Genomic DNA, 13,465 nt, shown 5'->3' on the forward strand with positions numbered 1-13,465 from the left:
TCAGACCACGCGTTCCAATGCGTTCGCGATGGCCACGGCGCGCAACGGCGCGGCCGCCTTGTTCTGCGACTCGACGAACTCGCTCTCCGGCACCGAGTCGGCGACGAGGCCGCCACCGGCCTGCACGCGGGCCACACCGTCCATGATGGTGGCGGTGCGAATTGCGATGGCCAGGTCGGCGTCGCCCCCGAAGCCGAAGTAGCCGACGACACCTCCGTACACGCCGCGTTGCGCCGGTTCGAGCTCATCGATGATCTCCAGCGCGCGCGGTTTCGGTGCACCGGAGAGCGTGCCGGCCGGGAACGTCGAGCGGAACACGTCGACCGCCGTTGCGTCGTCGCGCAGGTCGCCCTCGACGGACGAGACGATGTGCATGATGTGGCTGAACCGCTCGACGCGCATGAACTCGGTCACCTCGACCGTGCCGGCGACGCACACTCTGGCGACGTCGTTTCGTGCGAGGTCGACGAGCATGAGGTGCTCGGCGCGTTCCTTCGCGTCGGCGAGCAACTCCGATTCCAGTTCGGCGTCTTCCTCCGGTGTCGCTCCACGTGGCCGGGATCCGGCGATCGGATGCGTGTAAGCCCGCCGCTCCTGCACCTTCACCAGTGCCTCCGGGGATGACCCGACGACCGTGTACGGTGTTCCGCCCGGCCGTTCGAGCTGCAGCAGGTACATGTAGGGGCTCGGGTTGAGGCTGCGCAGCACCCGGTACACGTCGAGCGGATCGGCCACTGTCGCCAGCTCGAACCGCTGCGACACGACGACCTGGAAGATGTCGCCGGCCCTGATGCGCTCCTTCGCCGTCTCGACGGAGGCGAGGAAGTCCTCGCGCCTGGTGCGCGAGACCACGGACGGCTCGACCGAGAAGTCCGCGTGCTCCAGATGCGCTTCGGCCGGCTTGGACAATGCCGCCTGCATGCGGTCCAGCCTTGCCTGCGCATCCGCCCAGCGCGCATCCGCCCAGCGCGCATCCGCCCGGTTCTCATCCACCCCGTTCTCATCCGCCACGTCCGCGTCCGCCTCGGGAGCGAGCACGTTCGCGATGAGCTGTACCGTGCCGAAGCGGTGGTCGACTGCGACGAGGTCTGCGACGAAGCACAGCGCTTGCCCTGGAACGTCGAACTCGGCAGGCGGCTGGTCGGGTAGCCGTTCCAGCTGCCGAACGGCCTCCCAGCCGATGAAGCCGACCAGTCCGCCGGTCAGCGGAGGCAACCCCGCGACAGGCTCGGAGCGCCAGCGCTCGTACAGTAGCGCGAGCAGTTCGAGCGATGGCGTCGCTGAAAGGCGGGAGGCGGCCTCGGCCCCGAATGCGGCGGGGGCGGCCAGCCCATAGTCCAGCCACTGCGCGTCGTCGCCGTTCTGTGTGAGAATGCCGAACGCCGCGACGCCCACGAACGAATAGCGGGAGAAGATTCCGCCCTGCTCGGCCGACTCGAGGAGGAATGTGCCGGGCCTGCCGCCTGCGAGCTTGCGGTAGATGCCCACCGGTGTCTCGCCGTCGGCGAAGAGCTCTCGGGCGACGGGGATGACACGCCGCGTGCCGAGCAGCTCGTCGAACTGCTCGCGCGTGGTGGTGCCTGGGATGCTCATGGTCGACTCCGCTCGTTCGGTGAGGCCGCCCGCCGTACGTGATCGGCGGGGGCGTCGATCACCATCGGGTCGAGGAGGTCCGCGTCGAAACAGCTGTGGGTTCCGGTGTGGCACGCTGCTCCGACCTGCTCGACGCGAACCAGCAGCGTGTCGCCGTCGCAGTCCAGTGCGGCGCCGCGCACGTACTGCACGTGTCCGGATGTGTCCCCTTTCCGCCAGTATTCCTGCCGCGACCTGGACCAGAACGTGACCCTGCCCTCGCTCATCGTGCGGAGGAACGCCTCGCGATCCATCCAGCCCACCATGAGAACCTCGCGGGTGTCCCACTGCTGGATCACCGCCGGCAGCAGTCCTTTGTCGTCGAAGCGCACGCGATCGAGGATCGTGGAGGCCCGTCGCCTGCGTTGCTCCGGCTGATCGGCCTGCTCGGGCTCCCCCCGGGCCATGACGTCGCCATCGGTCACCGCCGCACCTCCTCGCCCGCAGCCTGCAGGGCATCCTTCACGTCGCCTATCGTCATCAGCCCATCGTGGAAGACGCTGGCGGCGAGCACCGCGTTCGCCCCGGCACGCACCGCTGGAGCGAAATGCTCGAGCGCTCCAGCGCCGCCCGAGGCGATCACGGGTACGCTGCTGGCCTCACGCATCCGCTGCACCAGTTCGAGATCGAAGCCCTGCTTGGTGCCGTCCGCGTCGATCGAGTTCACCAGCAGCTCGCCGGCACCGAGATCGATGGCCTGGCGTGCCCAGGCGATGGCGTCCATGGTGGTCTCGGTACGGCCGCCGTGGGTCGTCACCACGAAACCGGACTCGGTGAGCGGCGAACGCTTCACGTCGAGCGAGAGCACGAGAACCTGGGCTCCGAACCGCTGTGCGATCTCGGCGATGAGCGGCGGCCGGGCGATCGCCGCGCTGTTCACGCCGATCTTGTCGGCGCCGCTGCCGAGAAGACGGGCGACGTCGTCACTCGAGCGCACTCCCCCGCCAACGGTCAGCGGGATGAACACCTGCTCGGCCGTGCGGCGCACCATGTCGTACGTGGTGGAACGGCGCTCGACGGTCGCTGTCACGTCGAGGAAGGTGAGCTCATCGGCGCCCTGCTCGTAATACCTTGCCGCGAGTTCGACGGGATCGCCCGCGTCGCGCAGGTTCGCGAAGTTGACACCCTTCACGACGCGCCCGTCGGCCACGTCGAGGCATGGGATGACGCGGATCGCCAGCGACATGTCCCCTCCCGCCTCAGAGCCTGGCCGCGTGGATCGCGGTCACCAGGATGGCGCGGGCGCCGAGCTCGTAGAGGTCGTCCATGACACGGTTGGTCGCGGTGCGCGGCACCATGGCGCGCACCGCGACCCAGCCCGAGTCGCGCAGCGGCGAGATCGTCGGCGACTCGACGCCGGGAGTGAGGGCGACCGCCCGCTCGATCAGGTGCGACGGCAGGTCGTAGTCGATGAGCACATACTGCCTGGCCACCATGACGCCCTGAAGGCGGCGGTGCAGTGTGCCGAGGCCGGATGCCCGCTCGTTCTGCGCCGAGGCATCGTTCTCTGCCCGCGCGGCGCCGTCGGGGGCGGCGATCAGTACGGCCTGTGACTGCAGGATGACCGGCCCGAAGATCTCGAGACCCTGCTTGCGCAGCGTGGAGCCGGTCTCGACGACGTCGGCGACGGCATCCGCGACGCCGAGGCGCACCGCAGACTCCACGGCGCCGTCCAATCGCACGAGCGTCACCGACACGCCTGCCTCGCGCAGGTATGCGCCCACCAGGCCGTCGTAGCTGGTCGCGACCCTGTGGCCCTCCAGACCCGCCGGGTCGGTGAACCGGCCGGCAGGACCCGCGAACCGGAACGTAGAAGACGCGAAACCGAGCTCGTCGATCTCCCTGGCCGGCGATCCGGAATCGAGCAGCAGGTCACGGCCGGTGATGCCGACGTCGAGCGCGCCGCTTCCGACGTACGTGGCGATGTCGCGGGGACGCAGATAGAAGAACTCGACGTCGTTCGCCGGGTCGGCGACGATGAGCTCCTTGGGATCTTTGCGGCCCGAGTAGCCGGCCTCGGCCAGCATCTGGGCGGCGGTGTCGGCTAGCGAGCCCTTGTTGGGCACAGCGATCTTCAGCATGGAGTGCAGGTCTTCCTCGTGGTGTGTCGAGTGTCGGTCATCGGCATGGGCGGCTGCCGGTCACAGATGTCGGTACACGTCCTGCAGCGTCAGACCCTTGGCCAGCATGAGCACCTGGAGGTGATAGAGCAGCTGCGAGATCTCCTCTGCGGTCTCGTCGTCGCTCTGGTATTCGCCGGCCATCCATACCTCGGCGGCCTCCTCGACGATCTTCTTGCCGATGGTGTGGATGCCTGCGTCGAGCTCGCGCACAGTACCGGACCCCTCCGGACGGGTCTCGGCTTTGTGCTGGAGCTCGCCGAACAGGTCGTCGAAGGTCTTCACCACACCAGGTTAGTGGCGATTGGGGTGAGCGCGTTGGGAGCCCGCTTCGCACGCCGGGCCGAACCCGCCAGTGAACGGCGTCAGCCTCGATAGTGCGCGTGGGAGGCCCGCTCGCGCAGCAGGTCGATCTGGGCAGTCGGATGGTCGGCGCGGAACACACTCGATCCGGCGACGAATGTGTCGGCGCCGGCCTCTGCGGCCGTGACGATCGTCTCCTCCGTGATGCCGCCATCCACCTGCAGCCAGACGTCCAGACCGCGCGCGGCGACTGCATCCCTCAGCGTGCGCAGCTTCGGCATCGTCTCGCGCATGAAGCTCTGACCGCCGAAGCCGGGCTCGACCGTCATGACGAGCACCTGGTCGAACTCCGCGAGCACGTCGAGGTAGGCATCCGGCTCAGTCCCCGGTTTGAGGGCGATGCCCGCCCGCGCACCGATGTCGCGCAGCCGACGTGCGAGCGCGACGGGTTCGGAGGTCGCCTCGGCGTGAAACGTGACCGAGTACGCGCCCAGTTCCGCATAACCGGGCGCCCAGCGCTCGGGATCGGTGATCATCAGGTGAACGTCGAGTGGGATGGGCGAGACGTCGTGGACGCGCTCCACCATCTGCGGACCGAACGTGAGATTCGGCACGAAGTGGTTGTCCATCACGTCCACATGCACCAGGTCGGCCGAGGCGATCCGGCCCAGCTCGTGCTCCATGTTCACGAAGTCGGCGGCCAGGATGCTGGGGTTGATGCGCGGCATGCTCCCACGCTATAGGCGATTGAGGGGAGCGTCGTGCGAGCTTGCTCGTGTGACCGACCTGATTGAGCCTGCGAGCGGCGCAGCCGCGCTATAGGCGATTGAGGGGAGCGTCGTGCGAGCTTGCTCGTGTGACCGACCTGATTGAGCCTGCGAGCGGCGCAGCCGCGCTATAGGCGATTGAGGGGAGCGTCGTGCGAGCTTGCTCGTGTGACCGACCCGATTGAGCCTGCGAGCGGCGCAGCCGCGCTATAGCTTCTCCAGCAGGGCGATGAACATGGCATCGGTTCCGTGGCGATGCGGCCACAACTGCACCTGTGCCGGGTCGCCTGCGAGTTCGAGCGGATGCACCGCGAGACCTTGCACGACGTCCTGTGTGGGCAGTTCGCGCAACTGAGCCGGATGCCGCTTCAGCGCGTCGCTGACCTGCACGCGGGTCTCAGCCAGATGCGGAGAGCACGTCACGTAGCAGAGCAGCCCGCCAGGGCGCAGCGCCTGCACGGCAGAGTCGATGAGTGCTGCCTGCAGTCTGGTGAGCTCGGGCACATCGCCGGGCGTCTTGCGCCACCGTGCCTCCGGCCGTCTGCGCAGTGCGCCAAGGCCGGTGCAAGGCGCGTCCAGCAGCACGCGGTCGTACCGCTCCGGCTCCCGGGCTCCGATCGTCGTTCCGTCGTGCTCGGTGAATGTCACGACGGATGCGGCGGGGGCCACAGCACGCCGAACCAGGTCAAGACGCGCAGGCACGAGCTCGTTCGCCACGAGCCGGGCCCCGGATGCCTTCGCAGCAGCGGCGAGGACGGCCGCCTTGCCTCCCGGCCCCGCGCACACATCGAGCCAGCGCTCCCCCGGCTCGATGTCCCGCGCGTGCAGGAACACCTGCGCGGCGAGCTGGGAGCCTTCGTCCTGCACGCGGATGGCACCATCGGTCGCAGAGACGATCGTCTTCGGGTCCCCGCCCTTCCAGACGAATCCGATCGGCGAATAACGGTCGAGGTCGGAGTCCTCCGGGCGCGCGGCGAGTCCGGGCAGTGCGGCCAGGTTCACTCGAGGCGCCTCGTTGTCCGCCGTCAGCAGCTCTTCGAGCTCCGCCTCCCGGTGCTCGGCTGCCAGCGCGTGCCGGAACGCGCGAACGATCCACGCCGGATGCGACTCGAGTGCGGACAGGCGGTCGTCGTCGTTGCGTGCACGGTCGGCGACGCGCTGCCGCCAGACATCCGGCCTCACGCGCGCGATCGAGCGGAGAACGCCGTTCGCGAAGCCGACGGCCGAACGCGACGCCGCCCAGCGCACCAGCTCCACCGTTTCGTTCACGGCGGCGTGGCTGGGTGTGCGCAACGTCAGCAACTGATGGCAGCCCAGGCGGAGCGCGTCGAGCACCGGCCCGTCGATGCTGTCGGTGGTGCGGCCGGCGACGAGTTCGATGACCCGGTCGTAGTAGCCGAGCAGGCGCAGCGTGCCGTACGTCAGCTCGGTGGCGAGCGCCGCGTCGGAATGCGGAAGACGGGCGCGCTCGAGGCGCACCGGCAGCAACAGGTTGGCGTAGGCATCCGACTCGTCGACTGCTCTGAGCACGTCGAAGGCGATGGAGCGAGCGGATGCCTGCCTGGTCGGTCGGTCGTTCACGACGCCGCCTCCTCACCGGTGGCCGGTGCGGCCACGTCGACGCCCGTACTTACTGGCAGGCCGCGAAGCCAGTCGGCGGCAGCCATGGCGCGCTTGCCGGCCGGCTGCACGGTGACGAGCTCCAGCGGAGCCGTGCCCGTGCCCACGTGCGCGCGACCGCCGAGCACCCGGAGCGCCCCCGGCGGCAGCGGCTCCGACGCGGATCGAGTGGCCGCCAGCACCTTCACCCTCGTGCCGTCGACGGTGAAGAACGCACCGGGTTCCGGCGTCACACCGCGCAGCCGTGCGTACACCTCGCATGCGTCGCGTGCGAGGTCGATGCGTGCGTCGTCGATGGTGAGCTTCGGGGCGAGCGTCGACTCCCCGGTCTGCGGGGAGGCGATGGCCGTACCGTGCGCGATCTCGTCGACGACGCGAGCGACCAGCTCGGCTCCGTCGATCGCGAGAGACTTCAGCAGGTCGCCAGCGGTCTCGTCGGCGCCGATCGGGCGTTCCAGCGTGTCGTACACGTCTCCGGCGTCGAGCTCGGGAACGAGCCGGAACACTGCGGCGCCGGTGCGCTCGTCGCCGGCGATCAGAGCACGCTGGACCGGGGCGGCTCCCCGCCACCTGGGCAGCAGCGAGAAGTGCAGGTTGATCCATCCGTGCAGCGGCGCGGAAAGCAGCGGCTCGCGCACAAGACCGCCGTAGGCGACGACCACGCCCAGCTCCGCACCGGTGTGCAGGATGCTCTCCGTCGCCTCGTCATCCAACCGCGCAGTCTTCAGCACCGGGAGCCCGAGCCCGTCGGCGACTCCGGCGACAGGCGATGGTGTGAGCACGCGCTTGCGGCCCAGCGGGGCATCCGGCCGGGTGACGACCATCGCCACCTCGTGTGCCCCGGCGGCCAGCATGCGCAGCGTGGGGACCGCGGCGGTCGGGGTTCCGGCGAACACGATCCTCATCGGATGGGCGCTCCTTACGCGGGTCGCGGCTAGGTGATTGCGGCTCCGCGGGTTCTGGTTCTCTCGCGGCTCCGCCGCGCGAAGACGCAATCGGTAGAGCCGCGTGAGCAAGCTCACGCGGCTCTCACCTCCATCGTCTCTACGAGATTTCGGGGTCGTCGAGCCTGACTCTGAGTGTAGGCGGGGGCCGGTACCCGCGATCGCCGCGGGGTCTGCGCCCCTTCGCGGCAGCGCGCACCACTGCCGACCGCAAGGCGGCTGCGACCTCGGCCCCGTGAGCGTAGTCGAACCGCACGATCGCTCGAACGGCGTCCGGATGTGTGCGTGCCGTCCGCGATGCCGCCCCGCGTTCGCCCTCGACGCCCTGCTGCTCCTGGGTCGGTCCGAGCACGTCGACGAAAGTTCCAGGCTGGAGCGCGGCGATCGCCTCGCCGACGGATTTCGCCGTACCGGTGACGGTCGCCACCCGCACGGCAGGCGGGAACCGCAGCGCACGCCGGTCGGCGAGCTGCTCCCCCGCGTACGTCGACTGACGCCACGTCGCCAGCGTCTGGGCGAGCGGGCCGGTCACGCCGACGAGGACGACGGGAGCCCCCGGTGCGGCGAGCGAGGCCGCGTTCGACCACCAGCGCAGGCAGTCCTCCGCGACGTTGAGGGACTCGCGGGCGAGCATCCGGTCGCCGTCGAGCAGCAGCACGGCGCGGTATCCACCCGGCGCGATCGGCTCGGCGCCGCGGGTCGCCACGACCAGTGCGGAACGCTCGTCGACGGCCGTCACCCTGCGCTCGCCGTCGGAGACCACGATTCGAGTGCCGGGGAACGCCCGGCCCAGCTCCTCGGCCGTGCGTGAGCTGCCGCGGGTCACGAGCCGAACCCGGGTTCCCCCGCAGTGCGAGCACGCCCACCCCGTCGCGATGGCACCGCACCAGCGGCACGACGGCGCTGCACCGGCGCGGTCGAGTCCCAGCGGCCCCCCGCACCGCCTGCATCTGGCCGCCTCGCGGCACTGCGCACACGCCAGCATCGGCGCGTATCCCGGTCGCGCCACCTGCACTAGCACAGGTCCGTGCTTCAGTCCCTCCGCGGCAGCCCGCCACGCGCCTTCCGGGACACGCGACGGCGCGGCGTCACCGGACTGCGCGGCCGTCACCACGACGCGAGGGGCGACACGCGGCTCGGGCGAGTGGGCGGTCAGCCAGCCCAGCTCGACGAGGCGCTGCACCTCCAGGCTCCGGGTGTGTGCGACGAAAGCAAGGCCACAGCCCTCCTCCTCTGCGCGCACGAGCGCCACGTCCCTGGCGTGCGCGTAGGGGGAGAGAGGCTCGGCGTGCAGCGGGTCGGAGTCGTCCCACAGCGCGATGAGGCCGAGCCGGTGCGCCGGTGCGTAGACGGCGGAGCGGTTGCCGATCACGACGACCGCACGTGGCTCGAGGCACCGCAGGAATGTCCGGTATCTGTCTTGTTTGGGCTGTGCGGCATCCGATCGTGCCAGTATGTCCGGTCCGACCAGCTCGGTCAGCACTGCCTGGAGCTGATCGAGGTCGCGGTAGTCGGGCACCGCGAGGATGGCGCTTCGCCCGGAGGCCAGGCAGCGGACGGCCAGCTCCGCCAGCGTCACCGCCCACGCACCCACCCACTCGCCGCCTGCCGTGCGCACCACTCGAGGCACGGCATCCACCGCCACGCGCCCACCGTCGTCCACGGCTTTCGCCAGCTCGTTCCGGTAACCGCGAACGGGTTGCTTCGGTGCGCTGGACGAGTCGGCGGCCGGCGGATGCTCGCTCGCCAGCCACGCCTTCTCCACACGCACCATTCGCGGCGGTATGGCCAGCCGCAGCACGTCGCTGGCGCTGCCCGCCGAACGATCGGCGACGCGTCGTGCCAGCCGTGCCGTCTGCGGTGTGAGGACGCGTGCGGCGGACACCACGGAGTCCAGCTCGCTCAACTCGCCCTCGAAGTCGGCGTGATCGGTCACCTCCACCAGATAGCCGTCGGCAAGCCTGCCCGCCGACCGCAGTGGCACGCTCACACGCACCCCGGGCACAGCCTGCTCGCGGAGTCGCTCAGGGATCGCGTAGTCGAACAGCCGGTCGAGCTGAGGTAGCGGCGTGTCGACGATCACCCGCGCCACGCGCGAGTCGGCCATCGGAACCCTTCTCAGATTCCGGCGGCCGACCGCAGATCGTCGACGCGGTCCAGTCGCTCCCAGGTGAAGTCGGGCAGCTCCCGGCCGAAGTGCCCGTACGTTGCGGTCTTGGCATAGATCGGTCGAAGCAGGTCGAGATCGCGGATGATCGCAGCCGGCCGCAGGTCGAACACCTCGCGGATCGCCGAGGTGATGCGCTGATCCGGAAGATGCCCAGTACCGAACGTCTCCACATAGAGCCCGACCGGCGAGGCGGTGCCGATCGCGTAGGCGACCTGCACCTCCAGACGGTCCGCCAGCCCCGCGGCGACAGCGTTCTTGGCCACCCAGCGCATGGCATACGCGCCGGAGCGATCCACCTTCGACGGGTCCTTGCCGCTGAACGCCCCGCCACCGTGCCGGGATGCCCCGCCGTACGTGTCGATGATGATCTTGCGCCCGGTGAGGCCGGCATCGCCCTGCGGGCCGCCGATCTCGAACCGGCCGGTGGGGTTGATCAGCAGTTTGACGTCGCGTGAATCGAGCTCGACCCTCTCCAGCACCGGACGGATGACATGCTCGGCCACGTCGGCGCGCAGCCGCTGTGTCGACACCGCAGGCGAGTGCTGCGTGGAGAGCACCACGGTGTCGATGGTGCGCGGCACGATGCCGTCGTAGCCGATCGTCACCTGCGTCTTTCCGTCGGGACGCAAGAAGTCCAGCTCGCCCGCCCTGCGCACCTCGGCCAGCCGTTCGGCGAGCCGGTGCGCGATCCAGATCGGCACCGGCATGAGCTCGGCCGTCTCGGTCGTGGCGTAGCCGAACATGATCCCCTGGTCACCGGCGCCCTGACGGTCGAGCAGATCGACGGATGCCTCCTCGCGCGCCTCGTAGGCGTCGTCGACACCCTGGGCGATGTCGGGCGACTGCCCGCCGATCGAGATGGAGACGCCGCACGAGCGCCCGTCGAACCACACGTCGGACGACGTGTAGCCGATCGAGGTGATGATGTCGCGCACGATGGTCGGGATCTCGACGTACCCGCTGGTGGTGACCTCTCCCGCCACATGCACCAGGCCGGTGGTCACCAGGGTCTCCACGGCGACGCGACTGTGCGGGTCGACCGCGAGAAGAGCGTCCAGGATGCCGTCGGAGACCTGGTCGCAGATCTTGTCGGGGTGCCCCTCGGTCACCGACTCGGAAGTGAAGAGACGTAGGGATGTCATGAGTGCTCCAGCTGATCCTCAGGGCGCTGTCGCGCTTGGCTGGTGGCGAAGCGCTCGGGAACGGCGCCCCACGCCCCATCCACGTTCTGGTCGCGGGTCAGGCGGAGGTGATGACGTCGAGAATACGATCGGCCACCGACGCCTTGGTGCCGGAGGCCTCCATCACTATATCGCCGTCGGAATCGAGCACGACGACCTCGTTGTGGTCGGTGGAGAACCCGGTGTGCCAGCCCACATTGTTGATGACCAGGTAGTCGCAGCCCTTGCGCTGGAGCTTGCGCCTGCCCAGCTCGATCAGTGCTTGCGGGTCGCGTTCGGTCTCGGCGGCGAATCCCACGACGGTCTGATCGGGCTGCTTCTGCGCGGAGAGCTCGGCGAGGATGTCCGGGTTCGCGACGAGCGAGAGCTCGAGTCCGTCGCCGACGTTCTCCTTCTTGATCTTCGCCTCGCTAGTGGTCTCTGGCCGAAAGTCCGCGACCGCGGCGGCCATCACCACCACGTCCGCGTCGATGGCGGCATCCGTCACGGCACGCTGCAACTCGAGAGCAGTCGAGGCGGTGCGCGTCTCGACGCCGTCGGGAGCAGGTATGTCCAGATGCGCGGCGATCAGCACGACATCCGCTCCCCTGTCGCGTGCCGCGACAGCCAGCGCCACGCCCTGCTTGCCGCTTGAGCGATTGCCGAGGAACCGCACAGGGTCAAGCGGCTCCCTGGTGCCACCTGCCGTGATCACGATGCGGTGCCCCGCGAGGTCCCGATGGCTGCGCGAGTCCTGTCCGGATGCCGTCCGGTCGCGCCGACCCTGCTGCCGGGCAGTCAGCGCCATGGCGGCCGCAACGATCGCGTCCGGTTCCTCCATGCGGCCGGGCCCGGAGTCCGATCCGGTGAGCCGGCCGACACCCGGTCCGACGACGGCGACGCCGCGCAGGCGCAGGGTCTGCACGTTGGCCTGGGTGGCGGGATGCCGCCACATCTCCGTGTGCATCGCCGGCGCGATGAGCACCGGTGCCTCCGTGGCGAGCACGGTGTTCGTCAGGAGGTCGTCGGCCAGCCCGTTCGCGAGCTTCGCGATCGTGTTGGCCGTGGCGGGGGCGATCACGACGAGATCGGCGCGCTTGCCGATCCCGACGTGGCGCACCTCGGAGACCCCTTCATAGAGGTCGGTGTTCAGCGGGTTGCGACTGATCGCCTCGAAAGTGGGCGCTCCGACGAAGCGCAGCGCGGCATCCGTCGCGATCACATGCACGTCGTGTCCGAGAAGCACGAACGAGCGGATGACCGACACCGCCTTGTATGCGGCGATGCCGCCGGTCACGCCGACGACGATCGTCAACGGCGTGCTCGTGGCGGCACTCTCGGTTGTGGTCACTCGACTGTCGTCACTCGTTCACCGGGCTGGGTTCACAGTGCTGGGTTCACTCGGCCGCGTCCGCTCGGCCCGGTTCACTCGCCCGTGGGACGGCTGACGAGCTTGTCGTCGTTGATCTCGTGCAGGGCGACCGACAGCGGCTTGTCGTCGATCGTGGAGTCCACGAGCGGGCCGACGTTGTCGAACAGGCTGCCCTCGTGCAGATCGGCGTAGTAGTCGTTGATCTGACGTGCGCGCTTCGACGCGAAGATCACCAGCGCGTACTTGGACTCGACGCGCGAAAGCAGCTCGTCGATCGGCGGGTCGATGATGCCCTTGGCTGCTGTTGACATGAATACTCCTTCGATTGCGGCCGCTGGTCGTGCCCTGTTCCCCACGAGGAGGACCCGAGCCGTGACGTTGGGGCCCCGCCGCGCAGGCGGGCTGTACTGAGAAACGTTCAGCGGCCGGATGACGTTGCGGCGCGACGCGATCGGCGCGCGCGCACCTTCATCAAGTCTACGACCTGAAGTGCGGCGTCGGCCACGGTGCTGTTCACCACCCGCGCGTCGAACTCGTCCTGCGACGCCAGTTCGATCTTGGCGGTGGACAGTCTGCGATGCTGTTCCGCCTGCGATTCGGTGCCCCGGCCGATGAGGCGTCGCACCAGTTCGTCCCAGCTCGGCGGGGCGAGGAAGACCAGCACGGCGTCGGGCATCGCGGCCCGCACCTGCCGTGCACCCTGAAGGTCGATCTCCAGCAGAACGCTGCGGCCGTCGGCCAGCGCGCGTTCGATCGGCGCGCGAGGAGTGCCGTAGCGATGGCTGTTGTGCACCTTCGCCCACTCGAGGAGTTCGTGTTCGGCGATCATGCGATCGAACTCGGCGTCGTCGACGAAGTAGTAGTCGACCCCATCGACCTCCCCCGGACGCGGATGCCTCGTGGTAGCCGACACCGACAGCAGCACCTGGGGGTAGTGCTCCCTGATGTGCCTGGCGACGGTGCCCTTTCCGACGGCGGTGGGTCCGGCCAGAACCGTGAGCCGGGTGCGATGGCCTGCGGCACGCTCGAAACGCTCGACCAGGAACTCGCGGAGCCTCGTGCGCTGGTGTTTGCCCAAACCGCCGAGACGCTTGACGGGCGCGATATCGAGCCGGGACAGGATGTCTGCCGTCTTCGTCGCGCCGATGGCCTTCAGACTCATCAGGAAGTCGGTGATGCGCAACGTGCCCTCGGGGCCGGCGGGATCCGCTGTCGCCTTCTCGAGCACCTCGACGGGCGACCGTGCACCCTTGGACAGGTCGGACTTCACCGCGGCGCGGGCGCGGCGGGCGGCCACGGCGGCGCGGGAGGCTGCGACGCGGTCGACCTCGGGCGGTCGGATGCGGGCGGGACGGAGTGCTGAGTCGGGCATGGTGT

At 69.3% G+C, this 13,465-nt stretch carries 13 protein-coding genes; all 13 read right to left on the reverse strand.

Annotated elements, in window-relative coordinates; all coding sequences use genetic code 11:
* The 13 genes from ACYVDK_RS04580 to gmk all read right to left on the reverse strand — a co-directional run bounded on the left by ACYVDK_RS04580 (window position 1) and on the right by gmk (window position 13,460).
* Window positions 1-1,593 carry an anthranilate synthase component I gene (locus ACYVDK_RS04580; protein WP_460518610.1) on the reverse strand — a complete coding sequence of 531 codons (1,593 nt, stop codon included), beginning with the start codon at window positions 1,591-1,593 and terminating at the stop codon, window positions 1-3.
* On the reverse strand, window positions 1,590-2,057 hold the full coding sequence (gene hisI / locus ACYVDK_RS04585) for a phosphoribosyl-AMP cyclohydrolase (protein WP_460518613.1): 468 nt from the start codon (window positions 2,055-2,057) through the stop codon (window positions 1,590-1,592). Before hisI ends, ACYVDK_RS04580 begins: the two co-directional genes overlap by 4 nt.
* Window positions 2,054-2,818 (reverse strand): imidazole glycerol phosphate synthase subunit HisF, encoded by a 765-nt coding sequence (gene hisF, locus ACYVDK_RS04590; protein WP_460518616.1) that lies wholly within the window; start codon window positions 2,816-2,818, stop codon window positions 2,054-2,056. Before hisF ends, hisI begins: the two co-directional genes overlap by 4 nt.
* Window positions 2,819-2,831: 13 nt before the next feature.
* Window positions 2,832-3,713: an ATP phosphoribosyltransferase gene (gene hisG, locus ACYVDK_RS04595; RefSeq protein ID WP_460518619.1), complete on the reverse strand. Its 882-nt coding sequence runs from the start codon at window positions 3,711-3,713 to the stop codon at window positions 2,832-2,834.
* A 60-nt stretch (window positions 3,714-3,773) separates the two neighbouring features.
* A complete protein-coding gene (locus tag ACYVDK_RS04600; RefSeq protein ID WP_460518622.1) occupies window positions 3,774-4,037 on the reverse strand; it encodes a phosphoribosyl-ATP diphosphatase in 264 nt (87 codons plus the stop codon).
* Between the two features lie 80 nt (window positions 4,038-4,117).
* The gene (rpe, locus tag ACYVDK_RS04605; protein WP_460518624.1) at window positions 4,118-4,783 is read right to left on the reverse strand and encodes a ribulose-phosphate 3-epimerase; all 666 of its coding nucleotides are present in this window, start codon (window positions 4,781-4,783) and stop codon (window positions 4,118-4,120) included.
* A gap of 246 nt (window positions 4,784-5,029) precedes the next feature.
* Window positions 5,030-6,403, reverse strand: coding sequence for an RsmB/NOP family class I SAM-dependent RNA methyltransferase (locus tag ACYVDK_RS04610; RefSeq protein WP_460518627.1), 1,374 nt, complete (start codon window positions 6,401-6,403; stop codon window positions 5,030-5,032).
* On the reverse strand, window positions 6,400-7,347 hold the full coding sequence (locus ACYVDK_RS04615) for a methionyl-tRNA formyltransferase (RefSeq protein ID WP_460518629.1): 948 nt from the start codon (window positions 7,345-7,347) through the stop codon (window positions 6,400-6,402). Before ACYVDK_RS04615 ends, ACYVDK_RS04610 begins: the two co-directional genes overlap by 4 nt.
* Window positions 7,348-7,486: 139 nt before the next feature.
* Entirely contained in the window at window positions 7,487-9,493 is a 2,007-nt protein-coding gene (locus tag ACYVDK_RS04620) for a primosomal protein N' family DNA-binding protein (protein ID WP_460518632.1), read from the reverse strand.
* 11 nt (window positions 9,494-9,504) lie between these two features.
* A complete protein-coding gene (gene metK / locus ACYVDK_RS04625; protein WP_460518635.1) occupies window positions 9,505-10,698 on the reverse strand; it encodes a methionine adenosyltransferase in 1,194 nt (397 codons plus the stop codon).
* Window positions 10,699-10,795: 97 nt separating this feature from the next.
* Window positions 10,796-12,031, reverse strand: coding sequence for a bifunctional phosphopantothenoylcysteine decarboxylase/phosphopantothenate synthase (gene coaBC, locus ACYVDK_RS04630; RefSeq protein WP_460518953.1), 1,236 nt, complete (start codon window positions 12,029-12,031; stop codon window positions 10,796-10,798).
* Between the two features lie 110 nt (window positions 12,032-12,141).
* Complete coding sequence (gene rpoZ / locus ACYVDK_RS04635) at window positions 12,142-12,399, reverse strand: DNA-directed RNA polymerase subunit omega (protein WP_460518638.1); 258 nt, start codon at window positions 12,397-12,399, stop codon at window positions 12,142-12,144.
* A gap of 107 nt (window positions 12,400-12,506) precedes the next feature.
* Window positions 12,507-13,460, reverse strand: a complete 954-nt coding sequence (gene gmk, locus ACYVDK_RS04640; RefSeq protein ID WP_460518641.1) for a guanylate kinase — start codon at window positions 13,458-13,460, stop codon at window positions 12,507-12,509.
* Between the last annotated feature and the right edge of the window lie 5 nt (window positions 13,461-13,465).

The organism is Humibacter antri (assembly GCF_054777235.1).